At 66.8% G+C, this 25811-nt stretch carries 23 protein-coding genes; 13 read left to right on the top strand and 10 right to left on the bottom strand.

Going from position 1 to position 25811, the window contains the following annotated elements; translation table 11 throughout:
• Positions 1-171 precede the first annotated feature (171 nt).
• The 3 genes from LJF27_RS08485 (at position 172) to LJF27_RS08475 (ending at position 3798) form a co-directional block, all read left to right on the top strand.
• Positions 172-843, top strand: coding sequence for a polysaccharide lyase family 7 protein (locus LJF27_RS08485; RefSeq protein WP_003082396.1), 672 nt, complete (start codon positions 172-174; stop codon positions 841-843).
• A gap of 499 nt (positions 844-1342) precedes the next feature.
• Positions 1343-1663, top strand: a complete 321-nt coding sequence (locus LJF27_RS08480; RefSeq protein WP_003082401.1) for a hypothetical protein — start codon at positions 1343-1345, stop codon at positions 1661-1663.
• 77 nt (positions 1664-1740) lie between these two features.
• Entirely contained in the window at positions 1741-3798 is a 2058-nt protein-coding gene (locus tag LJF27_RS08475; RefSeq protein WP_003123135.1) for a lipoxygenase family protein, read from the top strand.
• A gap of 43 nt (positions 3799-3841) precedes the next feature.
• On the opposite strand, the gene LJF27_RS08470 is transcribed toward LJF27_RS08475, so the two are convergent.
• Positions 3842-4576 (bottom strand): TerC family protein, encoded by a 735-nt coding sequence (locus LJF27_RS08470; RefSeq protein ID WP_023116691.1) that lies wholly within the window; start codon positions 4574-4576, stop codon positions 3842-3844.
• Between the two features lie 456 nt (positions 4577-5032).
• Here LJF27_RS08470 and LJF27_RS08465 point away from each other — a divergent pair, with 456 nt between their 5' ends.
• Complete coding sequence (locus LJF27_RS08465; RefSeq protein ID WP_023116690.1) at positions 5033-6229, top strand: lytic murein transglycosylase; 1197 nt, start codon at positions 5033-5035, stop codon at positions 6227-6229.
• A gap of 31 nt (positions 6230-6260) precedes the next feature.
• On the opposite strand, the gene LJF27_RS08460 is transcribed toward LJF27_RS08465, so the two are convergent.
• Genes LJF27_RS08460 through napE form a run of 6 tightly spaced genes read right to left on the bottom strand, consistent with a single transcriptional unit; the run spans position 6261 to position 10844 of the window.
• Positions 6261-6857, bottom strand: coding sequence for a cytochrome c3 family protein (locus LJF27_RS08460; RefSeq protein WP_003082412.1), 597 nt, complete (start codon positions 6855-6857; stop codon positions 6261-6263).
• Between the two features lie 10 nt (positions 6858-6867).
• Entirely contained in the window at positions 6868-7359 is a 492-nt protein-coding gene (locus LJF27_RS08455) for a nitrate reductase cytochrome c-type subunit (protein WP_003082414.1), read from the bottom strand.
• A 10-nt stretch (positions 7360-7369) separates the two neighbouring features.
• Entirely contained in the window at positions 7370-9874 is a 2505-nt protein-coding gene (gene napA / locus LJF27_RS08450) for a nitrate reductase catalytic subunit NapA (RefSeq protein ID WP_003107632.1), read from the bottom strand.
• Positions 9855-10184: a chaperone NapD gene (locus LJF27_RS08445; protein WP_003082422.1), complete on the bottom strand. Its 330-nt coding sequence runs from the start codon at positions 10182-10184 to the stop codon at positions 9855-9857. The genes napA and LJF27_RS08445 overlap by 20 nt, the downstream gene beginning before the upstream one ends.
• Positions 10177-10668, bottom strand: a complete 492-nt coding sequence (gene napF / locus LJF27_RS08440) for a ferredoxin-type protein NapF (RefSeq protein WP_003116340.1) — start codon at positions 10666-10668, stop codon at positions 10177-10179. The genes LJF27_RS08445 and napF overlap by 8 nt, the downstream gene beginning before the upstream one ends.
• Positions 10669-10676: 8 nt before the next feature.
• The gene (gene napE / locus LJF27_RS08435) at positions 10677-10844 is read right to left on the bottom strand and encodes a periplasmic nitrate reductase, NapE protein (protein WP_003082429.1); all 168 of its coding nucleotides are present in this window, start codon (positions 10842-10844) and stop codon (positions 10677-10679) included.
• Between the two features lie 221 nt (positions 10845-11065).
• Here napE and LJF27_RS08430 point away from each other — a divergent pair, with 221 nt between their 5' ends.
• The 4 genes from LJF27_RS08430 (at position 11066) to LJF27_RS08415 (ending at position 17232) form a co-directional block, all read left to right on the top strand.
• Positions 11066-11668, top strand: coding sequence for an outer membrane protein (locus tag LJF27_RS08430; protein ID WP_003082431.1), 603 nt, complete (start codon positions 11066-11068; stop codon positions 11666-11668).
• A 79-nt stretch (positions 11669-11747) separates the two neighbouring features.
• Positions 11748-12425 carry a two-component system response regulator PhoP gene (gene phoP / locus LJF27_RS08425; RefSeq protein WP_003082436.1) on the top strand — a complete coding sequence of 226 codons (678 nt, stop codon included), beginning with the start codon at positions 11748-11750 and terminating at the stop codon, positions 12423-12425.
• A complete protein-coding gene (gene phoQ / locus LJF27_RS08420) occupies positions 12422-13768 on the top strand; it encodes a two-component system sensor histidine kinase PhoQ (RefSeq protein ID WP_003082438.1) in 1347 nt (448 codons plus the stop codon). The genes phoP and phoQ overlap by 4 nt, the downstream gene beginning before the upstream one ends.
• Before the next feature lie 101 nt (positions 13769-13869).
• Positions 13870-17232: a diguanylate cyclase gene (locus LJF27_RS08415; protein WP_003086577.1), complete on the top strand. Its 3363-nt coding sequence runs from the start codon at positions 13870-13872 to the stop codon at positions 17230-17232.
• A gap of 3 nt (positions 17233-17235) precedes the next feature.
• On the opposite strand, the gene LJF27_RS08410 is transcribed toward LJF27_RS08415, so the two are convergent.
• Entirely contained in the window at positions 17236-18237 is a 1002-nt protein-coding gene (locus tag LJF27_RS08410) for an AraC family transcriptional regulator (protein ID WP_003116342.1), read from the bottom strand.
• Between the two features lie 334 nt (positions 18238-18571).
• Between LJF27_RS08410 and dctA the strand changes: the two genes are divergently transcribed.
• Positions 18572-19882, top strand: coding sequence for a C4-dicarboxylate transporter DctC (dctA, locus tag LJF27_RS08405; RefSeq protein ID WP_003082442.1), 1311 nt, complete (start codon positions 18572-18574; stop codon positions 19880-19882).
• 74 nt (positions 19883-19956) lie between these two features.
• On the opposite strand, the gene LJF27_RS08400 is transcribed toward dctA, so the two are convergent.
• Complete coding sequence (locus LJF27_RS08400; protein ID WP_003109209.1) at positions 19957-20847, bottom strand: LysR substrate-binding domain-containing protein; 891 nt, start codon at positions 20845-20847, stop codon at positions 19957-19959.
• Positions 20848-21048: 201 nt separating this feature from the next.
• On the opposite strand from LJF27_RS08400, the gene LJF27_RS08395 reads away from it, so the two are divergent.
• From LJF27_RS08395 to LJF27_RS08380, 4 genes are all read left to right on the top strand, one after another.
• Positions 21049-21678 carry a glutathione S-transferase family protein gene (locus LJF27_RS08395; RefSeq protein WP_003112463.1) on the top strand — a complete coding sequence of 210 codons (630 nt, stop codon included), beginning with the start codon at positions 21049-21051 and terminating at the stop codon, positions 21676-21678.
• Complete coding sequence (locus tag LJF27_RS08390; RefSeq protein ID WP_003112461.1) at positions 21675-22694, top strand: LLM class oxidoreductase; 1020 nt, start codon at positions 21675-21677, stop codon at positions 22692-22694. The genes LJF27_RS08395 and LJF27_RS08390 overlap by 4 nt, the downstream gene beginning before the upstream one ends.
• Before the next feature lie 101 nt (positions 22695-22795).
• Positions 22796-23935, top strand: coding sequence for an acyl-CoA dehydrogenase family protein (locus LJF27_RS08385; RefSeq protein ID WP_003123130.1), 1140 nt, complete (start codon positions 22796-22798; stop codon positions 23933-23935).
• 88 nt (positions 23936-24023) lie between these two features.
• Positions 24024-25205 (top strand): CaiB/BaiF CoA transferase family protein, encoded by a 1182-nt coding sequence (locus LJF27_RS08380; RefSeq protein WP_003082450.1) that lies wholly within the window; start codon positions 24024-24026, stop codon positions 25203-25205.
• Position 25206: 1 nt separating this feature from the next.
• On the opposite strand, the gene LJF27_RS08375 is transcribed toward LJF27_RS08380, so the two are convergent.
• Entirely contained in the window at positions 25207-25704 is a 498-nt protein-coding gene (locus tag LJF27_RS08375) for a SprT family zinc-dependent metalloprotease (protein ID WP_003116346.1), read from the bottom strand.
• Positions 25705-25811 lie beyond the last annotated feature (107 nt).

The raw sequence follows: 25811 nt of genomic DNA, 5'->3' as shown, positions 1-25811 counted from the left end.
TCTCTCCGTGAAAGGGTCCCCGATCAAGATAGACGCTTGTGCGCGGGACGCGGGGAAAACCCTCGGTGCCGGCCTTGCGCCGCTCAAACGCGGGCCATTCGGCCAGGCAAAGCGTGCGCCGCTCATCTACCCTATGGGCGAGTCCCTTCCCCTCGCTAGGACACCGTCTGGATGCCTGACCTGAGTACCTGGAACCTGACCATTCCCCAGGGCCGCCCGGCCATCACCATCTCCACCAGCCAATTGCAGCGCGACTACCGCAGCGACTATTTCCAGCGCACCGCCGACGGCATTCGCTTCTGGGTGCCGGTGAACGGCAGCCACACGCGCAACAGCGAGTTTCCGCGCAGCGAGTTGCGCGAGACCCTGTCCAGCGGCAGGCCCTACAACTGGCGTTACGCCAGGGCCGACAACTGGCTGGAGGCGACCCTGCGCATCGAGGCGGTGCCCTCGACCCGGCGCATGATCATCGGCCAGATCCACAGCGATGGCAGCAATAGCGGCCAGGCCGCGCCGCTGGTGAAGCTGCTCTACCAGTTGCGGCTCGACCAGGGGCGGGTCCAGGCGCTGGTCCGCGAGCGGCCGGACGACGGCGGGACCAGAGCCTACACACTGATGGACGGGATTCCTCTCGGCCAGTCATTCAGCTACCGCATCGGCGTGTCTCGCAGCGGATTGCTCAGCGTGTCGGTGAATGGTAGCGCCCTGGAGCAGCAACTGGACCCGCAGTGGGCCTACCAGGGCCTTTATTTCAAGGCCGGACTCTACCTGCAGGACAACCGCGGACCGTCCAGCGAGGGCGGGCGGGCGACATTCAGCGAGCTGCGCGTTAGCCATCAATGAGCGGTCGAGGCGTCTGCGCCGCGGACTTCGCGTTGTCGTGGCGCTTCGCAACTGCCAGATCTGGCAGGCGCGGAAGAAGGAAAACCTGGCCCGGAAAAAAATATCCGTATTTTTCCAAGGGGAAATAGGCCGCGCGATCTGGCGATTCTGGTACTTCAGTACAGGGAGCCGCCTTGGCGTATCGCCCCGAATAAATGTGACGTTTTGCGCAGCGCCCTTCCGGGTTTGCACGATTGGTATAGCCCTGGCTGGATGAAATTCACTCTTGCTGCTGGCCAGCGTAGTTCTTTGCAAGTCAAAAGTTCGCCGTCAATAATTATTGTGGATAACTATTGTTTCAGGCTTTTCCTGTCAACTGTGCGAAGCGTCAGCTTATTGCCGATTTTTCCTCTCGCTATTGCTTTCTCCACGTTCCGAAGAAGTTCGGACGTACAGGTTTCTTTGCTGTTTTCAGCGAGAACCATTCGTTTCGATCATTTGAATACGTGGAGATTCAGACATGAAAAATCAGGTGAATGCCCTGGCGGTTCTAAGTGTGGGTGAAATCGAACAAGTTTCTGGCGCCGGGACTTTCCTGGGCGATGCCATCATCAATGGCGTCTACGCGGCCAACTCCTTCCTGAACTCGCCGCTGTTCTCCAGCATCGGCAACGCGGCCAGCGCCATCGGCCTCAACCGTACCCACGAGCTGGTCGACCTGCTGGCCTTCCAGGTGCCTTCGGTGGCGGCGATCACCGTCGGCAAGATTCTCGGCGGGACCGACAACCACAATGTTCCGTTGCATTACAACAAGGAAAGCGGCGAAGGGCTTTACAGCTGATCGCAACCTGTTGAAAGAGCGATTCGATGCTCAGGCATCGAGTCGTTCCTGGTTAATGCATTGATGGAGTCGATGATATGAAACGCAGGAGTGTGCTCTTGTCGGGTGTCGCCCTGAGTGGAACCGCACTGGCCAATGACTCGATATTCTTTTCGCCCTTGAAATACCTCGGGGCGGAACAACAGCGATCTATCGATGCCTCGCGAAGTTTGCTGGACAACCTGATTCCGCCGAGTTTGCCGCAATATGACAACCTGGCCGGAAAGTTGGCGCGGCGTGCGGTATTGACCAGCAAGAAACTGGTATATGTCTGGACCGAGAACTTCGCCAATGTCAAAGGCGTGCCGATGGCCCGCTCGGTGCCGCTGGGCGAGTTGCCGAATGTCGACTGGCTGTTGAAGACCGCCGGGGTGATCGTCGAGTTGATCGTCAATTTCGTCGCCTCGTTGCCGGCGTCGGCCGCCGCGCAGTTCGAGCGGATCGCCGCCGGGCTCAGCGGTGACCTGGAAGCGGCGCGCCAGGTCCACGAGGCGTTGCTGGAGGAGGCGAAGAACGATCCGGCCGCGGCCGGCAGCCTGCTGCTGCGCTTCACGGAATTGCAGACGCGGGTGATCGCCTTGCTGACGCGGGTCGGCCTGCTGGTCGACGACATCCTCAAGAGCGCCAGCAACCTGGTTACCCAGGGTGGACAGGGCGACGGCCTGAATCGCTTCCGCGCGGTGTTCGGCACCCTACGCCTGCCGGAGGTCGCCGACAGCTTCCGTGACGACGAAGCGTTCGCCTACTGGCGGGTGGCCGGGCCTAATCCGCTGCTGATCCGCCGCGTCGATGCGCTGCCGGCCAACTTTCCGCTGGGCGAAGAGCAGTTCCGCCGGGTGATGGGCGCCGACGACAGCTTGCTGGAGGCCGCCGCCAGCCGCCGCCTGTACCTGCTGGACTACGCCGAGCTGGGCAAGCTGGCGCCGTCGGGAGCGGTGGACAAACTGCTCACCGGGACGGGCTTCGCCTATGCGCCGATCGCCCTGTTCGCCCTTGGCAAGGATCGGGCGAGGCTGTTGCCGGTGGCCATCCAGTGCGGCCAGGACCCCGCTACCCATCCGATGTTCGTGCGTCCCGCGGAGTCGGAGAGTGATCTGTACTGGGGTTGGCAGATGGCCAAGACGGTGGTCCAGGTCGCCGAGGAGAACTACCACGAGATGTTCGTCCACCTGGCCCAGACCCACCTGGTGAGCGAGGCGTTCTGCCTGGCCACCCAGCGCACCCTGGCGCCCAGCCATCCGCTGCACGTCCTGCTCGCCCCGCACTTCGAGGGCACCCTGTTCATCAACGAGGGGGCGGCGCGGATCCTGTTGCCCAGCGCGGGCTTCATCGACGTGATGTTCGCCGCGCCGATCCAGGACACCCAGGCCACCGCCGGCGGCAACCGGCTGGGGTTCGACTTCTACCGCGGCATGTTGCCGGAGAGCCTGAAGGCGCGGAACGTCGACGACCCGGCCGCGTTACCGGACTACCCCTACCGCGACGACGGCCTGCTGGTGTGGAATGCGATCCGCCAGTGGGCGGCCGACTACGTGGCGGTGTACTACGCCAGCGACGGCGACGTCACCGGTGACGTCGAACTGGCGGCCTGGGTCGGCGAAGTGATCGGCAGCGGCAAGGTGGCCGGGTTCCGCCCGATCACCGGTCGCAGCCAACTGGTCGAGGTGCTGACCATGGTGATCTTCACCGCCTCCGCGCAGCATGCGGCGGTCAATTTTCCCCAGCCTTCGATGATGACCTACGCGCCAGCGATCTGCGCCATGAGCGCGGCGCCGGCACCGGACTCGCCGAGCGGCAAGAGCGAGGCCGACTGGTTGAAGATGATGCCGCCGACCCTGGTGGCGCTGGAGAAGGTGAACATCTATCACCTGCTCGGTTCGGTCTACCACGGTCGCCTCGGCGACTACCGGCAGACCGGGTTCCCCTACGCGCCGGTGTTTTCGGACAGGCGGGTGACCGCCAGCGGCGGCCCGCTGGAGCGCTTCCAGGCACGCCTGAAGGAGGTCGAGGCGACCATTCGCACGCGCAACCAGGCGCGCCGCAGGCCCTACGAGTACCTGTTGCCGAGCCGGATCCCGGCGAGCACCAATATCTGAGCCGGAGAAAGAGGACGGGGCGCCCCCGGGCGCCCCGTTGCTCTTAGCGGCCTTCGCTTTCGGCGGCGTCCGCCGGCGCGGCATGCCGCTGCTTCAACTGGTGGCGCGCCAGGAGGCTGCCGAGGAGGATCACGAACAGCGCGCCGAAGGCCGCCGCACCGTAGTGCAGGTAGGAATCCCATTGCGCGTAGGGCGCCAGCCAGGGCTTCAGGGCGCTGTCGGTGAGCAGCATGCCGCCGGCGATCCAGCCGAGCAGGCCGCCGCCGAAGAGGATGATCAGCGGGAAGCGGTCGATCAGGCGCAGGATCAGTTGGCTGCCCCAGACGATGATCGGGATGCTGATCAGCACGCCCAGGGAGACCAGGAAGAAATCCCCGGCCGAGGCGGCGGACAGGGCGATGACGTTGTCCAGGCTCATCACCGCGTCGGCGATGATGATGGTCTTGATCGCGCCGAGCAGGTGGGTGCTGCCCTTGATGTCGTCGCCGTTCTCCTCCTCCGGCAGCAGCAGCTTGATGCCGATCCACAGCAGCAGGAGCGCGCCGATTACCTTGAGGTAGGGCAGGTCGAGCAGGTGCAGGGCGAAGAACAGCAGCAGGATGCGGATCAGGATGGCACCGGCGACGCCGCCGAAGATCGCCTGTTTGCGCCGGTGCGCCGGCAGGTGCCGGCAGGCGAGGGCGATGACTACGGCGTTGTCGCCGCCCAGGAGGATATCGATGGCGACGATCTGCAGCAGGGCTGTCCAGAACGTCGGGTCGCTCAACCAGTGGATCAAGGTTGTACTCCGAAACGTGTAGTGAGGGTGGAAAGCCCGGGGCGGTGGCGGGTGGCGGCCGCCCGGCTTTCCTGCGGTGGTCTGGGACCGTCGGGGCCGGCTCCGGCTTGTGGACGGAGGCGGGGAACACTGCTTGGACCGGCGAACGCCCGGCCAGTGCCCGGAAAACGGACGCGCGGGTGGCGCAGCGCGTTCGGGCACGGATGTGACGCGGCGGATCGGCCGCGAGACACCCGGCATGCGTATTCCGCCGCCAGTCTGCCCGAGCAAGGTTTCACCCGCCTTTCAGGGCGGAGATGGCGCCGCACCCGGCGGGACGGTAGGCTAGTGGCCCGTGTGGCTGACTCGACCAGTCGAACGCCGATCACCGAGTCAACCGTACAGGCCACCAGGCCTTCGGCGCCGGGGGAAGCCCGCCGGTGCCATGGATGACCGTTCACCGTACAAGGAAACCCCATGCGCAGTCTTCTTCTCTCCTCGCTGGCCCTGCTACCCGCCCTGGCCCTGGCGCAACCCGACGCCTCGAGCTTCCCTTCCTGCCTCGCCGGCCTGCAGAAGAAGGCCCAGGCGCAGGGCATTTCCGCCGACAGTTATGAGCGCTTCACCAGCGGCCTGCAGGCCGACCTCAGCGTGCTCGACCTGCTCGACGCGCAGCCGGAGTTCACCACCCCGCTGTGGGACTACCTGGCCGGTCTGGTGGACGAGCAGCGGGTCAGCGATGGCAAGGCGATGCTCGCCCAGCACGACAAGCTGCTCGACCAGGTGGCCGCGCGCTACGGCGTGGACAAGTACACGGTGGTGGCGGTGTGGGGCGTGGAAAGCGACTACGGGCGGATCTTCGGCAAGCGTCTGCTGCTGACCTCGCTGTCGACCCTGTCCTGCTACGGGCGCCGCCAGTCGTTCTTCCAGGGCGAGTTCCTCGCCACCCTGAAGCTGTTGCAGGCCGGCGACATCCGCGACGCCGGCATCACCGGCTCCTGGGCCGGGGCCTTCGGCCATACCCAGTTCATGCCATCGACCTACGCGCGGATCGCCGTGGACTTCGACGGCGACGGTCGCCGCGACCTGGTGGGCAGCGTGCCGGATGCCCTCGGTTCCACCGCCAACTACCTGAAGAAGGCTGGCTGGCGCACGGGACAGCCGTGGGGCTATGAAGTGAAGGTGCCGGCCGACTTCCCCGCCAGCCTGGCCGGGCGCGGCAAGCGCCAGCCGCTGTCGGCCTGGGTCGCCCGTGGGGTGAGGCGGGTCGACGGCCAGCCGCTGCCGGGCGGCGACGAGAAGGCCGCGATCCTCCTGCCGGCCGGGGCCCAGGGCCCGGCCTTCCTGGTCTATCGCAACTACGATGCGATCTATTCCTACAACGCCGCGGAAAGCTACGCGCTGGCCATCGCCCTGCTTTCCGACCGCCTGCGCGGCGGCAGCGGCCTGGTGGCGTCCTGGCCGACCGACGACCCGGGCATCAGCCGGGTCGAGCGCAAGCAATTGCAGAAGGCGTTGCTGGCGCGCGGCTACGACATCGGCGAGGCCGACGGGCTGATCGGCACCAGCACGCGCAAGGCGATCCAGGCCGAGCAGAAGCGCCTCGGCCTGACCCCGGCCGACGGTCGCGCCGGGCGCAAGATCCTCGAGGCGCTGAAGGGCGCCCAGCCCTGATTGCGCCGCGCCGCCCGGTCCGCGGGCGGCGCTACCAGCCCTTCACCCCGGTCATGTCCGGCAGGTGGTGGGCGATCCCCTTGTGGCAGTCGATGCAGGTGGCTTCGCCGCTGGCCAGGGCGGTGGAGTGCATCTGCCGCGCGCGCACGCTCTGCCGGGTGAAGTCCATGAACTCGAAGTTGTGGCAGTTGCGGCATTCCAGCGAATCGTTGGCCTTGAGTCGTGCCCATTCGTGCTCGGCCAGCTCGCGGCGGTGATCGAGGAATTTCTCGCGGGTGTTGATGGTGCCGAAGATCTTGCCCCAGACCTCCTTGGAGGCCTGCATCTTGCGCGCGATCTTGTCGGTCCACTTGTGTGGCACGTGGCAGTCGGGACAGGTGGCGCGGACTCCGGAACGGTTGCTGTAGTGGATGGTGTCCTTGAGTTCGACGAACACGTTGTCGCGCATCTCGTGGCAGGAAATGCAGAAGGTCTCGGTGTTGGTCGCCTCCAGGGCGGTGTTGAAGCCGCCCCAGAAGACGATCCCGGCGATGAAGCCGCCGAGGGTGAGGAAGCCCAGGCTGAAATGCACGCTGGGACGACGCAGGACCCGCCAGTAACCGGCCAGCCAGGCGATGAGTGCTTTCATGCGGCCTCCCTCAGGGTTTGCGCGCCGCATTGGCGGCTTCTTTCTCGAGGATCTGGTCGATGTTCTCGAAGCGGTTGTCGACCAGCGGCTTTACGTCCTGTTGCGGCACATGGCACTGCACGCAGAAGTAGCGGCGCGGCGAGACGGCGGCCAGCGGCTGGCCGTCGCGGTCCATGTAGTGGGTGATGCTGATCATCACCGCCTGGGTTCGCGCGCTGTTGGCGCGGCTGTGGCAGGACAGGCACTTGTTGCTGTCCTTGTCGATGCGATAGCCGACGATGCTGTGGGGAATGGTCGGCGGCTGCTCGGGGTAGTTGCGCTCGCGTTTCAGGTCCTTGTTTTCCTCGGCCGCCAGCGGCGGCGCGGGGCGGCTTTCGGCCAGCGTGCCGCCGGGGCGGCGGCCGTCGGGGGCGGGCGCGTCCAGCGGGTAGCCGAGGTCGGCGGCGAAGGCCGCGGGGGCACCGAGCAGGACGAGGAGCAGGGCAGTCAGCAGAGGTTTCATGGCGCGCTCCTCAGGCCAGGTTGAGCAGTTCGATGCGAACGGCGCACTTCTTGTAGTCGGTCTGCTTGGAAATCGGGTCGGTGGCGTCCAGGGTGACCTTGTTGATCAGCTTGTTGGCGTCGAAGAACGGCACGAACACCAGCCCCTGGGGCGGCTTGTTGCGCCCGCGGGTCTCGACCCGCGCGCGGATCTCGCCGCGCCGGCTCACCACCTTGACCTCGCTGCCGCGGCGCAGCTTGAGCTGGCGCGCATCCTCCGGGTGCATGTAGACCAGCGCGTCGGGCACCGCCTTGTACAGCTCCGGGACCCGCGCGGTCATGCTCCCGGTGTGCCAGTGTTCGAGCACCCGGCCGGTGGCGAGCCAGAACGGGTAGTCCTGGTCCGGCGCCTCGGCCGGCGGCTCGTAGGGCAGGGCGAAGACGATCGCCTTCTTGTCCGGATAGCCATAGAACTGCACGCCGCTGCCCTTGCTCACGTAGGGGTCGTAGCCTTCGCGGTAGCGCCAGCGGGTCTCCTTGCCGTCCACCACCGGCCAGCGCAGGCCGCGCGCCTCGTGGTAGGCGTCGAAGGGGGCGAGGTCGTGGCCGTGGCCGCGACCGAAGGCGGCGTATTCCTCGAACAGACCCTTCTGGATATAGAAGCCGAATGCGTCGACCTCGTCGTTGGCGTAGCCCTTGGCCAGGTCGCTGGCCGGGAAGCGGTCGACCTGGCCGTTGCGGAACAGCACGTCGTAGAGGGTCTTGCCCTTCAGCTCGGGGGCCTTCGCCAGCAGTTCCGCGGGCCAGACCTCGTCGGTGGTGAAGCGCTTGGAGAATTCCACCAACTGCCAGAGGTCGGACTTCGCCTCGCCCGGTGCCTTCACCAACTGGTGCCAGAACTGCGTGCGGCGCTCGGCATTGCCGAAGGCGCCTTCCTTCTCCACCCACATGGCGCTGGGCAGGATCAGGTCGGCGGCCTGGGCCGAGACGGTGGGGTAGACGTCGGAGACGATCACGAAGTTGTCCGGGTTGCGCCAGCCGGGCAGCACTTCCTGCATCACGTTGGGACCGGCCTGCATGTTGTTGCTGACCTGGGTCCAGTAGACGTTGAGCACGCCGTCCTTGAGCATCCGGCTCTGCTGCACGGCGTGGAAGCCGACCTTCTCCTGGATGGTGCCGGCCGGCACCTTCCAGATCTTCTCCGCGGTTTCCCGGTGCTTCGGGTTGGTCACCACCAGGTCGGCGGGGAGCCGGTGGGAGAAGGTGCCGACCTCGCGCGCGGTGCCGCAGGCCGAGGGCTGGCCGGTGAGCGAGAAGGGGCTGTTGCCCGGTTCGCTGATCTTCCCGGTGAGCAGGTGGATGTTGTAGATCAGGTTGTTCGCCCAGACCCCGCGGGTGTGCTGGTTGAAGCCCATGGTCCAGAACGACACCACCTTGCGCTTGGGGTCGGCGTAGAGTTCGGCGAGGGCCTTCAGCCGCTCGGCCGGCACGCCGCTTTCGCGCGCGGTGCGCTCCAGGGTATAGGGCTTGACGAACTCGGCGAAGGCCTTGAAGTCGATATCGCTCCAGGTGTTGGCCTTGTCGGCGTTCTTCGCCTTCTTCTCCAGCGGGTCGTCCGGGCGCAGGCCGTAGCCGATGTCCTCGGCGCCATGGGCGAAGCGCACGTGGCGCTCGACGAAGTCGCGGTTCACCGCGCCGCTCTCGATGATGTGGTTGGCGATATAGTTGAGGATGATCAGGTCGGTCTGCGGCTTGAACACCATGGGCAAGTCGGCCAGCTCGAAGCTGCGGTGCTCGAAGGTGGACAGCACCGCGACCTTGACCTGCGGCGCGCTGAGCCGGCGGTCGGTGACCCGCGACCAGAGCACCGGGTGCATCTCGGCCATGTTCGAGCCCCAGAGGACGAAGCTGTCGGTGGCCTCGATGTCGTCGTAGCAGCCCATCGGCTCGTCCATGCCGAAGCTGCGCATGAAGCCCATCACCGCCGAGGCCATGCAGTGGCGGGCGTTGGGGTCGATGTTGTTGCTGCGCAGGCCGGCCTTGAACAGCTTGTTCGCCGCATAGCCTTCCCAGACCGTCCACTGGCCGGAGCCGAACATGCCGACCGACTCCGGTCCCTTGGCCTTGAGCGCGGCCTTGAACTTCTCGGCCATGATGTCGAAGGCCTGTTCCCAACTGATCGGCTGGAACTCGCCCTGCTTGTCGAACTTGCCGTCCTTCATGCGCAGCAGCGGGCGGGTCAGGCGGTCGCTGCCGTACATGATCTTCGACAGGAAGTAGCCCTTCACGCAGTTGATCCCGCGGTTGACCTCGGCCTTGATGTCGCCATGGGTGGCCACCACCTGGCCGTCGCGGGTGGCGACCATCACGCTGCAACCGGTGCCGCAGAAGCGGCAGGGGGCCTTGTTCCAGACCAGGCTGGTGACGTCCGCCTCGGTCACCAGGTTGCTGGCGCGGACCAGGATCGGCAGGCCGGCCGCCGCCGCGGCGATGGCGGCGGCGTTGGCCTTGGCGAATTCACGACGGGTGAGGTTCATCGATTGTCTCCTCGGGCGAGCACGGTATCGCGCGGTCGGTCATGGCCGCCGCGTCGTTGCTATCGTCGTCGTGCAGGATCTCGTGGTAGACCAGCACGGCGTTGAGCACTCCTGGCAGGTTCTGCAACTGGCCCAGGGTGTCGAGAATCTGTTCTTCGCGTTCGGCTTCCAGCACCAGGATCAGCTTGCCCTGCGGGCTTTCCTGGTAGATCTCCAGGCCGTCGAGCAGCGCCAGGTTGGCCTTCACCGCCGGCAGTCGCTCGGGTCGGCAATGCAGGATGAGGCTGGCGATCTGCAGGGCTTCAGGCATGTCGTGGAGACTCCTTGGTGGATAGCGCGCGCAGTTGGATGGCCTGGCTCGGACAGGGCGCCAGGCAGGCGCCGCAGCCGTTGCAGCGCTGGCTGTCCAGCTCGGCCAGGGCGACGCCGCCGGGGGCCGGGCGGAAGCGGATCGCGGCGGGTTCGCAGGCGTCCTGGCAACTGCGGCAGTGGATCCCGGCCAGGGCCAGGCAGGCTTCGCCGATCGTGGCGATCCAGGGGAAGGCCGGGCGCGCGCCATCGAACAGGCCGGCCTCGCAGCGGCTGGCGCATTCCCCGCACAGCGTGCAGCCGGCGCTGGAGAGGTCGAGTTCGACGAGCCGACCGGCGCCGAGCTTCAGCACGCCTTCCGGGCAGGCCTCGACGCAGGCGGCGCAGCCTGTGCAGCCTGCGGCGAAGTCGGCGGCGGTCCACGGCGGGCGCCGCGTCGGCGGGTGCCCGCCGAGGCGGCGGAACAGCTCTCGGCGACTGCTCATACCCGACTTCAGGCCGGCGGCCCGGGCGGGCCGGCCAGTAGCTGGTACATCCAGACGCAGAAACCGAAGCCGCCGACCAGTGCGACGGACAGCAGCGGGAACAGGCAGATCACGAGAAACAGGAAGAGCCTGGCTTCCATGCCCTTGACGCGTCCCTGGTCGGGTTGTTCGTTCATTGGCCCAGCCTCTGTGCAGGCGACTGTAGAAAGCCTAGACCCTACTGGCAGTACGGGCAAAAACCTCGCCGAGCCGGCGCGCGGCAGCCTGGAAACAGAGCGTTCGCCGGCAAACGCGAGTCGTTCAGCCCGGGTTCAGCAAGCGTTCAGGGGCGGTTCAGTACCCTGTCCGTACTCTGCAAGCCGTGAACGACACGACTCTCGCAGAACGGAGAAACACCATGAAAGCACTCAAGACTCTCTTCATCGCCACCGCCCTGCTGGGTTCCGCCGCCGGCGTCCAGGCCGCCGACAACTTCGTCGGCCTGACCTGGGGCGAGACCAGCAACAACATCCAGAAATCCAAGTCGCTGAACCGCAACCTGAACAGCCCGAACCTCGACAAGGTGATCGACAACACCGGCACCTGGGGCATCCGCGCCGGCCAGCAGTTCGAGCAGGGCCGCTACTACGCGACCTACGAGAACATCTCCGACACCAGCAGCGGCAACAAGCTGCGCCAGCAGAACCTGCTCGGCAGCTACGACGCCTTCCTGCCGATCGGCGACAACAACACCAAGCTGTTCGGCGGTGCCACCCTCGGCCTGGTCAAGCTGGAACAGGACGGCAAGGGCTTCAAGCGCGACAGCGATGTCGGCTACGCTGCCGGGCTGCAGGCCGGTATCCTGCAGGAGCTGAGCAAGAATGCCTCGATCGAAGGCGGCTATCGTTACCTGCGCACCAACGCCAGCACCGAGATGACCCCGCATGGCGGCAACAAGCTGGGCTCCCTGGACCTGCACAGCAGCTCGCAATTCTACCTGGGCGCCAACTACAAGTTCTAAATGACCGCGCAGCGCCCGCGAGGGCATGCTTCGATGGCCGGGCCGGAAGGTCCGGCCGCATCTCATCCGGAGGAACCTCATGAAACTGCTGGTAGTGGAAGACGAGGCGCTGTTGCGCCACCACCTCTATACCCGCCTGGGTGAACAGGGGCACGTGGTGGACGCGGTACCGGATGCCGAGGAAGCCCTCTACCGGGTCAGCGAATACCACCACGACCTGGCGGTGATCGACCTCGGCCTGCCGGGCATGAGCGGCCTGGACCTGATCCGCGAGCTGCGTTCGCAGGGCAAGTCCTTCCCGATCCTGATCCTCACCGCCCGCGGCAACTGGCAGGACAAGGTCGAAGGCCTGGCCGCCGGGGCCGACGACTATGTGGTCAAGCCGTTCCAGTTCGAGGAACTGGAAGCGCGCCTGAACGCGTTGCTGCGACGCTCCTCGGGGTTCGTCCAGTCGACCATCGAGGCCGGCCCCCTGGTCCTCGACCTGAACCGCAAGCAGGCGCTGGTCGAGGAGCAACCGGTGGCGCTGACCGCCTACGAATACCGCATCCTCGAATACCTCATGCGGCATCACCAGCAGGTGGTGGCCAAGGAACGCCTGATGGAACAGCTCTATCCCGACGACGAGGAGCGCGACGCCAACGTCATCGAGGTGCTGGTCGGCCGCCTGCGGCGCAAGCTGGAGGCCTGCGGCGGCTTCAAGCCGATCGATACGGTGCGCGGCCAGGGCTACCTGTTCACCGAGCGCTGCCGGTGATCCGTTCCCTGCGCATCCGTCTGATGCTCGGCGCCGCCGCCCTGGCGGTGCTGTTCATGCTGGCGCTGCTGCCGGCCCTGCAGCGGGCCTTCGGCATCGCTCTGGAGAACACCATCGAGCAGCGCCTGGCCGCCGACGTGGCGACCCTGGTCTCGGCGGCGCGGGTGGAGAAGGGCCGCCTGGTGATGCCCGAGCACCTGCCGGTGGAGGAGTTCAACCTGCCGGAGGCCAAGGTCCTCGGCTATATCTACGACCAGAATGGCGATCTGCTCTGGCGCTCCACCTCGGCGGCCGACGAGTCGATCAACTACACGCCGCGCTACGACGGCCGCGGCAACGAATTCCACACCACCCGCGATGCGAAGGGCGAGGAGTTCTTCGTGTTCGACGTCGAGATCGACCTGCTGCGCGGCAAGCAGGCGGCCTACAGCATCGTCACCATGCAATCGGTCAGCGAGTTCGAGAGCCTGCTCAAGGGGTTCCGCGAGCAGCTCTACCTGTGGCTCGGCGGCGCCCTGCTGGTCTTGCTCGGGCTGCTCTGGCTGGGTCTGACCTGGGGCTTCCGGGCGATGCGCGGGTTGAGTTCCGAGCTGGACCAGATCGAATCCGGCGAGCGCGAGAGCCTGAGCGAGGAGCATCCGCGCGAGCTGCTGCGCCTGACCCACTCGCTGAACCGCCTGTTGCGCAGCGAGCACAAGCAGCGCGAGCGCTACCGCCACTCCCTCGGCGACCTGGCGCACAGTCTGAAGACGCCGCTGGCGGTCTTGCAGGGGGTCGGCGACCAGCTCGCCGAGGAGCCCGGCAACCGCGAGCAGGTGCGGGTGCTACAGGGCCAGATCGAGCGCATGAGCCAGCAGATAGGCTATCAGTTGCAGCGCGCCAGCCTGCGCAAGAGCGGCCTGGTACGCCATCGCGAGCAACTGGCGCCGCTGGTGGAGACCCTGTGCGACGCGCTGGACAAGGTCTATCGCGACAAGCGGGTAAGCCTGCAGCGGGACTTCTCGCCGTCCTTCAGCGTGCCGGTGGAGCGCGGCGCGCTGCTGGAACTGCTCGGCAACCTGCTGGAGAACGCCTATCGCCTGTGCCTGGGCCGGGTCCGCGTGGGCGCCCGGCTGGGGCCGGGTTACTCGGAGCTGTGGGTCGAGGACGACGGTCCCGGAGTGCCTGCCGAACAGCGCGCACGAATCATCCGCCGCGGCGAGCGCGCCGATACCCAGCACCCGGGGCAGGGCATCGGCCTGGCCGTGGCGCTGGACATCATCGAGAGCTACGACGGCGAACTGAGCCTGGACGATTCCGAGCTGGGCGGCGCCTGCTTCCGCATACGTTTCGCTACAGTCTGAGACTTGGCGGCCGTTACCTACGTCTGAGGTGTTTCCGCGCTACGCTGAAGTCTGTTCGGCTGGCGCAGTTCCTTTGACGCAGGTACCGGGGATTCGAGCGGATGTTCAGTGGCAAAACCGACGACAGGGGCTTGTGGGCGGGCATCCAGGCCGGTGTGCTGTTCTTTCTCGCCGCCCTGGCCTGCATCTACCTGTCGCGCCAGCCCGCCACCATCGCTGCGATCTGGCTGCCCAACGCGATCCTCACCGCCGCCCTGCTGCGCGCGCCGCTGCGCCAGTGGCCGGCGATCCTGCTCTGCTCCGCCGTGGCCAACCTGGCGGCCAACCGCCTGTATGGCGACAGCCTGTGGATGAGCGCGGCGTTCCTGCCGGCCAACCTGAGCGAAGCGATCTTCGCCGCGATGCTGTTACGCATCAACCGGGTGCGCGAGGACTTCGAATTCAACCTGCATTCGGCGGTTCGCGTGCTCTGGGCCGGCGCGCTGATTCCGCCCTTGCTCGGCGCCTCGGTGGGCGCGGTGCTGGTCAGCGTCTTCGGCATGGGGCGTTTCCCGGAAATGTGGGCGCGCTGGTACGTGGGCGATGCGATGGGCATGCTCGCGCTGCTGCCGTTATGCATGGCCAGCAACCTGGCGGCCTGGCGTCACGCTCTGTCGGGGCGGGCGGGAGTGGACAACGCGATGCTCCTGCTGGTGACCCTGGTGATCAGCTTCGTGGCCCTGACGCGCCTGCCCTACGCCTTCATCTACGTGCTCCTGCCGCTGCTGGTGGCCGCCGCCAGCACCAGCGTGTTCGGTACCGCGCTGATCGGTTGCCTGAACACCTGTTTCATCGCCGTGCTGATCGCCCTCGGCGTGTTCGTCCCCGAGTCGTCCCAGCAACGTTTCGGCGAGCCGCTGCTGTACCTGCCGATGGCCTTGACCCTCATTCCCGCCTTCCTGGTCTCGGTGATCATGGAGCGCAGCCGCCGCGAGCAGCATCAGGTGGCCATCGGCGAGGCGCAGTTCCGCGGCGCCATGGAATTCTCGGCGATCGGCATGGCCCTGGTGTCGCTGGAGGGGCGGCTGTTCAAGGTCAACGAGGCGCTGTGCCGGATGCTCGGCTATTCCGCCGAACGCCTGGGCGAGCTGTCGTTCCAGGAGATCACCTATGTGGACGACCTGGAACTGGACCTCGACCTGGTGCGCGACCTGCTCGCCGGGCGTATCAACTCCTACCAGATGGAGAAGCGCTACCTGCGCCAGGACGGCGAAACCTTCTGGGCGCGCATCAGCGTGTCGCTGGTGCGCGATGAGGAGGGAGTCGCCCAGTACTTCGTCACCCAGGTGGAGGATATCGACAGTCGCAAGCGTGCCGAGCTGGAGCGCGAGCGTCTCGCCGAACGGATCAAGCTGGCCACCGACGCCGGGCAGATCGGCATCTGGGAGTGGGACCTGGCGCGCAACCGCCTGCACTGGGATTTCCGCATGTTCGACCTGTACGGCATCCGCAGCGGTCCCGGGGAGACCACGGTGGAGCAGTGGAAGGCGAGCCTGCATGCCGAGGATCACGACCGCGTGCTGCGCGAGCTGGAGCGCGCCGTCAGCGGGTTGCAGAAATTCGACTGCGAGTTCCGTATCGTCCGCCCCAACCGCGAGGTTCGCCACCTGCGGGCGATCGCCACGCTGACGCGCGACGAGGACAATCGGCCGGTGCGGATGATCGGCATCAACAGCGACATCACCGAGATCCGCACCCTGGCGGAAACCCTGCACGAGGAAAAGGAACGCCTGCAGGTGACCCTGTATTCCATCGGCGATGCCGTGTTGACCACCGACGCCGGCGGCCGCGTGACCTTCATGAACCCGGTGGCCGAGGCGATGACCGGCTGGACCTTGCAGGACGCCATCGGCGCGCCCCACGAACTGGTCTTCAACGTGCTCGACAGCGACACCGGCGAGGCCTTGGAAAGCCCGGTGCGACGCTGCCTGCAGAACACCCGGGTGTTCTACCTGGAGGACGGCGCCACGCTGATCAGCCGCAAGGGCGAGCAGCACGATATCCAGAATTGCGCGGCGCCGGTGCGCACCCGCGATGGCGAGATCATCGGCACCGTGCTGGTGTTCCAGAACGTCACCAAGGCCCGGGCGATGCAGCGCGAGCTGAGCTATCACGCCTCCCACGATGCCCTCACCGGGCTGTTCAACCGCACCAAGTTCGAGGAGGAGCTGCAACGCGCCCTGGCCAACGCCCAGGAGCGGGCGACCCAGCATGCGCTGTGCTTCATCGACCTCGACCGCTTCAAGGTGGTCAACGATTCCGCCGGGCACGCGGCGGGCGACATGCTGCTGCGCGAGCTGAGCCGGATTCTCGCCGACCGCACCCGCGCCTCCGACACCCTGGCGCGGCTGGGCGGCGATGAGTTCGGCCTGCTGCTGTTCGATTGCGACCTGGCGGAGGCGGAGCAGGTGGCGAGCAAGCTCATCGAGCAGATCTGCTCGGTGCGCTTCCCCTGGGAAGGGCGGCTCTACGACGTGGGCGCGAGCATCGGTATCACCGCCCTTACCGCCACCTCGCGCAGCACCAGCGAACTGATGAGCCAGGCCGACGTGGCCTGCTACGCGGCCAAGCATGCCGGGCGCAACCGGGTTTCGGTGTACCAGTTCGGCCATGAGGAAGTGGAGCGCCAGCACCGTGACATACTCCTCGCCAGCGGGCTGCGCGAGGCCCTGGAGAACGACCGCTTCCAGTTGCAGGCGCAGGAGATCGTCCCGGTCGGCCCCCGCCGCGACGGGGACCGGCACTACGAGCTGCTGCTGCGACTGTACGATCCGGATGGCCAGATGACTCCGCCGGGCGCCTTCATCCCGGCCGCCGAGCGCTTCAACCTGATGGCCAGCATCGACCGCTGGGTGATCAACGAGGCGCTGATCAACTTCGGCGCGCGGATCGCCGCGGTGGAGGGCCTGAGCATCGGCATCAACCTGTCCGGCAACTCGCTCAACGACCCGCTGTTCCTGCCTTACCTGCTGGATCGCATCGAACACTCGCCGCTGAGGCCGGAGCGCCTGTACTTCGAGCTGACCGAGACGGCGTTGATGAACCAGTTGTCGGTGGCTTCGCGGATCGTCGCCAAGCTGCGCGACCTCGGCTGCAAGGTGGCGCTGGACGACTTCGGCTCCGGCCTGAGTTCCTTCAATTACCTGAAGAATTTTGTCGTCGACGTGATCAAGATCGACGGCAGCTTCGTCCGCAACCTTGACAAGAGCCCGGTGGACCAGGCCATCGTCGACTCCATCAACCAGATCGCCCACCGCCTGGGCGCGGTGACCGTGGCCGAGTTCGTCGAGAGCCGGGAAATCCTCGATCACCTGGCGCGCCTCGGGGTGGATTTCGCCCAAGGCTACGCGGTCGGGCGGCCGCAGCCGTTCGCCACGGTGCTCGACCAACTGCGCAGCGGGCTTCGTCGCCAGGAGCTGGGCTGAGCTTCAGGCTTCCGCCTGGTGCCGGTACGCGCCGGGGGTGAGGCCGGTCCACTTCTTGAACGCGCGATGGAAGGCCGAGGGCTCGGAAAAGCCGAGCTGCTCGGCGATGTCCTGGATCGATAGCTCGTCCCGACCCAGGTGGTAGATCGCCAGGTCGCGGCGCAGGTGGTCCTTGAGTTGCTGGAAGCTGCCGCCTTCCTCGCGCAGGTGGCGTCGCAGGGTCTGCGAACTCATGTGCAGTTGGCGGGCGACCTGGTCGAGGTCTGGCCAGTGCCGGCAGTCGCGGCCGAGCAGGCGGCGGATCTGGCTGGTCAGGCTGTCGCCGCCGTCCGGGCGCGCCAGCAGGTCGGCGGGAGAGTGCTGGAGGAACTGCTTGAGGGTGCGTTCGTCCTGCAGCAGCGGCATGCCCAGGTAGCGGGCGGCGAACAGCAGGCTGGTGCAGCCGGCGGAAAACCGCCGGGGGCAGGGAAACAGCAGGTCGTACTCGGCCTGGTGGTCCGGCGCCGGGTAGCTGAAGGTGGCTTCCTCCAGGCGGATGCGCTGGCCGATCAGCCAACTGGCGAGGCGGTGCCAGATCACCAGCAGGCTTTCGGCGAGGAAGTGATCCGGGTCCGACAGGTGGCGTTCCTCGAGGCTCAGGCGCACCAGGTCGCCTTCGCGCCGCAGGTGGATCAGCGGCGCCTGGGGGAACAGGCCGTAGAACAGTTCGCCGCGCTGCAGGGCCTTTTCCAGGGTCCGGCAATGAATCAGGGTGTGGCACATCATGGCGAAGGTGCCGCGCTTGCTGCGGACTTCGCCGAAGCCCATGTATTCGTCGTCCAGCACTTCCCAGAGCAACTGCATCAGGCGGGTGAACTGCTCCGGCGCGATGCGTGCCCGCGGTTCGTCCAGCAGGGCCGGCTGGATGCCGGCGCGACGCAGCAGGGCGGGGCCGTCCAGGCCTTGGCGCGTGGCCCCGCGCAACGCGGCGCGGACGAAATGGCTGGCGATGGTGCGCTCACGCATGGCGGCGTCCTTGTTGTTGGAACGGCGATGGTAGGGCGCCACCCGGAAGACGACAAGGGTGGTGGCGGACTCCCGCCATGCTCGCGCGGCACAGCCGGCCCGCCGGGCGGTAATCCGCCACGCTTAGCCCGCTATGCAATTTTCATTTTTTATTTAACTTGTTGATATATAAGGATTTACTTAGAGAAAGAGCATCCTGGCACAGCCTCTGCAATGCCTGGGCAAGGTTCCGCCGCGGCGGTTCACGACAAAAAATCTCCCCAGCAAGGGGGGTAACGCTACCGGTGAGCGCGTTCCAGGGAACTGGCGAAGCGCCCCCGTGAGGACTCTGCCCATGACCAAACAACCCTTCTACAAGAGCCTGTACGTGCAGGTTCTGGTCGCCATCGCCATCGGTATCGCGCTCGGCCACTGGTACCCGGAAACGGCGGTGGCGATGAAGCCGTTCGGCGACGGCTTCGTCAAACTGATCAAGATGGCCATCGCGCCGATCATCTTCTGCACCGTGGTCACCGGCATCGCCGGCATGCAGAGCATGAAGTCGGTCGGCAAGACCGGCGGCATGGCGCTGCTGTACTTCGAGGTCGTCTCCACCGTGGCCCTGATCATCGGCCTGGTAGTGGTCAACGTGGTCCAGCCGGGCGCCGGCATGCACGTCGACCCGAACACCCTCGACACCAGCAAGATCGCTGCCTACGCCGCTGCCGGCGAGAAGCAGAGCACCGTCGACTTCCTGATGAACGTGATCCCCGGCACCGTGGTCGGCGCGTTCGCCAACGGCGACATCCTCCAGGTCCTGTTCTTCTCCGTGCTCTTCGGCTATGCCCTGCATCGCCTGGGCAGCTACGGCAAGCCGGTGTTCGAGTTCATCGAGCGCGTCTCCCACGTGATGTTCAACATCATCAACGTGATCATGAAGGTCGCCCCGATCGGCGCGTTCGGCGCCATGGCCTTCACCATCGGCGCCTACGGCGTGGGTTCGCTGGTGCAGCTCGGCCAGCTGATGCTGTGCTTCTACATCACCTGCATCCTGTTCGTGCTCATCGTCCTCGGCGGCATCGCCCGCGCCCACGGCTTCAGCATCCTGCGCTTCATCAGGTACATCCGCGAGGAACTGCTGATCGTGCTGGGCACCTCGTCTTCCGAGTCGGCCCTGCCGCGGATGATCGACAAGATGGAGAAGCTCGGCTGCAACAAGTCGGTGGTCGGCCTGGTGATTCCCACCGGTTACTCCTTCAACCTCGACGGCACCTCGATCTACCTGACCATGGCCGCGGTGTTCATCGCCCAGGCCACCGATACGCCGATGGACATCACCCACCAGATCACCCTGCTGCTGGTGCTGCTGATCGCTTCCAAGGGCGCCGCCGGCGTCACCGGCAGCGGCTTCATCGTGCTCGCCGCGACCCTTTCCGCCGTCGGCCACCTGCCGGTCGCCGGCCTGGCGCTGATCCTCGGCATCGACCGCTTCATGTCCGAAGCCCGCGCGCTGACCAACCTGGTCGGCAACGGCGTGGCCACGGTAGTGGTTTCCAAGTGGTGCAAGCAGCTCGACGAGGGCACCTTGCAGCGCGAACTGGCCGGCGAGGGCAACGCTTCGTCGCCTGCCAGCGATATTCCGGTGGGCGGCCGCGAAGCGGTCTAAGCTCAAACCTGTTCGGCAGGGGGAAGTGAAGAGCTCCCTGCCGCCCTTCGAACCCGCCCTCGTGGCGGGTTTTTTTATGCCTCGGCGGCGGCCTGCTCGCGCAGCCAGGCGAGGAACAGCGAGAGGGGCGCTCGTTGCGCCGCTCCTGGCAGGCTCACCGCGTAATAGGCGAAGCGGCTCGGCCAGGGCCGCTCGAGGGCGACCGCCAGGCGGCCGCTGGCGATCTCGGCGCGGGCATGGATCTCCCGTACCAGCGCGATACCCTGGCCGGCCTCGGCGGCGCGAACCAGCAGCAGGTCGTCGGCGAAAGCCGGACCTCTCTCGCTGCGCGGGTCGTCCTCCACCCCCATCGCCCGCAGCCACAGGCGCCAGTCATTGCGCTCCGACTCCTGCAACAGTGGGTAGGCCAGGCAATCGATCGCTTCGCGGATCTCAGGACCTTCCGCCAGCAGGCGCGGGCTGGCCACCGGGATCAGCGGCGGGGCCATCAGTGCCTGCACGTCGAGTCCGGGGTAGTCGCCGAGCCCGTGGCGGATGGCGACGTCGATTCGTTCCCGGCGCAGGTCGGCGAGCAGTGCCGTAGCCTCCACGCGGACTTCCACCTGCGGGTGCGACGCGCTGAATTGACCGAGGCGCGGCACCAGCCAGGTGGCGGCGAAGGAGGGCTCGGTGCTGACCGTGAGGGTCTGGCGGGCATTGATCGCCTCCAGCTGGGCAAGGCTCGCGGTGATCTGCTCGAAGGCCTGGCGGAGGCCGGGATAGACCTGCTCGCCCTCCGGCGTCAGGCGCATGCCATGGCTGAAGCGCTGGAACAGGACGACGCCGGTGCGCGCCTGCAGAGCCCTGAGCTGCTGGCTTACCGCGCCGGGAGTGACGCCCATGGCCGCGGCCGCGCGGGTGAGATTGCCATGGCGGGCGGTTTCGACGAAAGCGCGTAGCGCGAGAAGCGGGAGGACGGCACCCATGAATTCAGTTTTTCTATAAACAGGTTGTAGAAAGGATCGTTTTTCATCCGCCGGCCTGGGCTTCAGCATGTGTGGCGAAACGAGAGACTTTAGCCTAGCTGCTTTCTTCGGTGTGCGGGAAGCGGCCGAGGCGGTTTCCCCGGTCGGCGCCGCCCCCATCGCCCAGGCGCCGGATAGTCCAGCGCTGCAAGGATACTTGCCATGCCTTCCCTCCAGCTCTACAGCGACAGTTCACCCAACGGATTCAAGATCACCATCGCCCTCGAGGAACTGGGGCTGCCCTACGCACTGCACCACGTTCGCATCGACCATGGCGAGCAACGCCGCCCGGAATTCCTGCGCCTGAATCCACATGGCCGGATACCGGTGCTGGTAGACCGGGCCGCCGGCATCACCCTGTTCGAGTCGGCGGCGATCCTGCAGTACCTGGCGGAGACCAGCGGGCGGTTGCTTCCCGACGCCCCCCGGGAACGCTGGGAGGCCCTGACCTGGCTGACTTTCCATGCTTCCAGCATGGGGCCCATCCTCGGCCAGCGCGTGCATTTCGAGATATTCGCCGAAGAGCGGTACCCGCCGGCCATCGAACGCTATCGGCGGCTCTCCGAGGAGGTTTTCGCCACCCTCGACCAGCGCCTGGCCGGACGGCCCTGGCTGGCCGGTGAGCAATACTCCATCGCCGATATCGCCACCTTCGGCTGGACCCATACGGCGCGGATCGTCGACTTCGACTTCAGCCATTATCGCCACCTGGACGACTGGCACCGGCGCATGGCCCTGCGGCCTGCGGTGCAGCGCGGGATCCTCCTGCCGGAACCGGCGGTGGGTCCATGAGCGCCCTGCTGCAAGGCGCCTCGGCGCCGGCCTTCGTCGGGCACCCTGGCTATCGGCGCATGTTCGCCGCAGACGCGCTGACCCTGGGCCTGTTCCTGCCGTTGCGTTTCTACCAGGGCGACATGCGGGTGCTGCTGGGCCAGGCGCGGTTGGTCGAAGAAATCGATCGACTGGGATTCGCCGCCGTCTGGGTACGCGACGTACCGCTGTTCGACCCACGCTTCGGCGATGCCGGACAAGTGTTCGACCCGTTCACCTACCTTGGCTATCTGGCCGCGCGGACCCGCCGTATCGCCCTGGCCACCGGCAGCGCGGTGCTTGCCCTGCGCCAACCGGTCGACCTGGCCAAGGCCGCGGCGAGCGTCGACCGGTTGTCCGGCGGACGCCTGGTGCTGGGCCTCGCCTCCGGCGACCGGCCGGTGGAGTTCCCCGCCTACGGGTTGGAGCATGCGCAGCGCGGCGAGCGGTTCGCCCAGGGCCTGGACTATCTGCGCCAACTGCTGCACGGCTGCCGGCACGTCGCCTCGCCGCTCGGTACGCTGGACGACGCCGAACTGTTGCCGCGTCCGCCGGCCGGCGCCATCCCGCTGGTCGTCACCGGCTCCGCGCGGCAGCCGGCGGACTGGCTGGCACGCCAGGCGGATGGCTGGCTGACCTATCCGGAGTCGACTGTCGATGCGTCCGGACCACGTCGCCTGGCCCGGAAGATCCGCGCCTGGAGGATGTCCATCGCGGACGGCGGGTTCCGCCCGCACATGACCAACGAATGGCTGGACCTGGTGGACGACCCGGCGTATCCGCGTACGCCGTTGCACGGCGGCTACGTCCTGCGCACCGGGCGCAACGGCCTGATCGAGCTGCTCGGCGAATGGCGCGCGGCGGGCGTCAACCATGCCGCCCTGGGCATCCAGTTCGCCGCCAGGCCGGCAGCGGAAGTCATCCAGGAACTGGCCGAGGAGGTGCTGCCGCTGTTCCCGTCCCACCCGGGCGTGCAGCCGGCGAGCATGGACTGGTAGCTGACCGATTCGGTCAACCGAGCCTGAGCGCTCGCGTCATTGAGGGCGCCGGCCGGCGCCGCCTACCCTGCGGAACCACTGACCGCAGGGAGTCCCCGTACATGCAACGGCAGATCTTCGAGACCGAACACAACCTGTTCCGCGATGCCTTCCGCGCCTTTCTCGACAAAGAGGTGGTGCCGCACCAGGACGCCTGGGAAGAGGCCGGGGTGGTCGACCGCGCTGTCTGGAGGAAGGCGGGGGAGATGGGCTTCCTGCTGCCCTGGGCGGACGAGGAGTACGGTGGCGCCGGGCTCAAGGACTTCCGCTACGAGCAGATCATGTGCGAGGAGCTGGCGCGGATCAACGAACCGGGCTTCATGATCCCGCTGCACTCGGCGTTGTGCGGGCCGTACATCGCCGAATACGGTAGCGCCGAGCAGAAGGCCCGCCTGTTGCCGGGGATCGTCCGTGGCGAGACCATCCTCGCCGTGGCCATGACCGAGCCGTCCGCCGGCTCCGACCTGGCCGGCATGCGCAGCACCGCGGTGGACAAGGGCGACCACTGGCTGCTCAACGGCTCCAAGGTGTTCATCTCCAACGGCCTGCTGGCCGACCTGGTGATCGTCGCGGCGAAGACCGATCCGGCGAACAAGCACGCCATGGGCCTGTTCCTGGTGGAGCGCGGCATGCAAGGCTTCGAGCGCGGGCGCAACCTGAAGAAGCTCGGCATGAAGAGCCAGGACACCGCCGAGCTGTTCTTCAACAATGTGCGGGTGCCGAAGGAAAACCTGCTGGGCGACGCCAAGGGCGGCTTCTTCTACCTGATGAACATGCTCGCCCAGGAACGCCTGACCAACGCCTGCGGCGCGGTGGCTGGGGCCGAGGCGGCGTTGCAGGCGACCATCGATTACGTGAAGGAGCGCCAGGCCTTCGGCCGGCCGGTGGCGCACTTCCAGAACACCCGCTTCAAGCTCGCCGAAATGCGTACCCAGATCGACGTGGCGCAGGTCTTCACCGACCGCTGCGTGATGGACCACAACCAGAAGAAGCTGACCCCCGAGGTCGCCGCCGAAGCCAAGCTGTTCACCACCGAGCTGCTGGGCAAGGTGGTCGACGAAGGCGTGCAACTGCATGGCGGCTGGGGCTACATGTGGGAGTATCCGATCTGCAGGATGTACGCCAACGCCCGCATCCAGCGGATCTTCGCCGGTACCTCGGAGATCATGAAAGAGATCATCAGCCGTGGCATGAAGCTCTGACGCCACGGCCATGTCGCGCCGCGCGGCGGGCGGATAGGCTGCTCGGCAGGCGATCCCGACCAATGCCCGGCGACCCAGAGGAGGGAGCATGAAAGGCCCGTTGTCATCGTTGAAAGTGCTGGATTTCTCGACCCTGCTGCCGGGGCCGTTCGCCTCGCTGCTGCTGGCCGACATGGGGGCCGACGTGCTGCGCGTGGAGTCGCCCGGGCGCATGGACCTGGTGCGGGTGCTGCCGCCGCACGTCGACGGCACCTCGGCCAGTCATGCCTACCTGAACCGCAACAAGCGTTCCATCGGCCTCGACCTGAAGCGGCAGGGCGCACGCGAGGTGGTGCTGGAGCTGGTACGCGAATACGACATCGTCCTCGAACAGTTCCGTCCGGGGGTGATGGACAAGCTCGGCGTCGGCTACGAGGCGCTGAAGGCGGCGAACCCGCGGCTGATCTACGTGGCCATCACCGGCTACGGCCAGACCGGGCCGTACCGCGAGCGCGCCGGGCATGACATCAACTACCTGGCGTTGGCCGGCGTCGCCAGCTACACCGGGCGCCGCGAACGTGGCCCGTTGCCGCTGGGGGTACAACTGGCGGACCTCGCCGGTGGTTCGCTGCATGGCGTGATGGGCCTGCTGGCGGCGGTCATCCACCGACAGCAGACCGGCGAGGGGCAGTTCGTCGACATCAGCATGACCGACTGCGCCTTCAGCCTGAACGGCATGGCCGGTGCAGGCTATCTCGCGGCCGGGGTCGAGCCGGAGATGGAGGCGCTGGCGCTGAACGGCGGCAGCTTCTACGACTACTACCGCACCCGCGATGGCCGCTGGTTCTCGGTGGGCAGCCTGGAACCGCAGTTCATGCAGCAGTTCTGCGCCGCCATCGGCCGCCCGGAACTGGCCGCCCGCGGCCTGTCGCCGAAGCCGGAAGAGCAGCGGGCGCTGAAGCGCGAGATCGAGATGGAGTTCGAGAAACGCGACTTCGCCGAATGGCAGGCGGTGTTCGCCGCCCTGGATGCCTGCGTGGAGCCGCTGCTGCCGCTCTCCGAGGCGCTGGAACACCCGCAGTTGCAGGCGCGCGGGCTGGTCGCCCGGGTGCCGCTGGCGGACGGCGGCAGCCAGGCGCAGATGGCCTGTCCGATCAAGTTTTCCGCCGGCCTGCCGGCGCCTCGCCACATCGGCGCGGCGCTCGGCGCCGACACCGTGGCGGTGCTCGAAGGCCTGGGCTACTCCGCCGAACGGATCGCCGAGCTGAAGGCGGCCGGGGCCATCGCCTGAATCACTCGCGGAGCACTTCGCCGGTGAACACCAGGGTCGCCTTACAGCGCCGGCAGTAGTAGCGGCGCCCCTTGGCCACCAGGGTGTGGCGTTGCGGGGAGAACGGGAAGTCGTTGTGCTCCGGGCAATGGCAGCGGTACAGGTAGCGGGTGGTGACGCGGCGCTTGACCGCGTAGGTGTGGCAGCGGTCCGGCGGCAGGCCGTAGATGCCGCGCATGATCAACTGCCACTCCTCGCCGTGGGGGCGGATGCGTGGGCCGAACAACTGGTGCGCGATCAGGTGCGCGACTTCGTGGGCCACGGTCTGTTCCAGGAAGTGCTCGCGGTTCTCGCGGTACAGCTGGGGATTGAAGCGCAGCAGGTTCTCGTCGAGATGGGCGACCCCGGCTTTCTGGCCGCGCAGGCGGAAGCTGACGGTCGGGCGGGGGAAGCTGCGTTGGAAGAAGTGTTCGGCCTGCCGATAGCAGGCCTCGACGCGGGCGTTGAGGTGTTCGGGCATTCGGGAAGACTCCAGCAGCGGGCGATTATGCCGGAGACAGGAGGGCGGGCGCAGGCGTCGGGACGACCGCTCGTCCGGGGTGCAGGATCAGGCAAGCGCGGCGGCGG

The sequence above is a fragment of the Pseudomonas sp. 203-8 genome, from assembly GCF_020708595.1.
GTDB lineage: Bacteria > Pseudomonadota > Gammaproteobacteria > Pseudomonadales > Pseudomonadaceae > Pseudomonas > Pseudomonas aeruginosa.
Note: the sequence above shows the minus strand (reverse complement) of the source record. Positions and strands in the feature narration are given on the sequence as shown.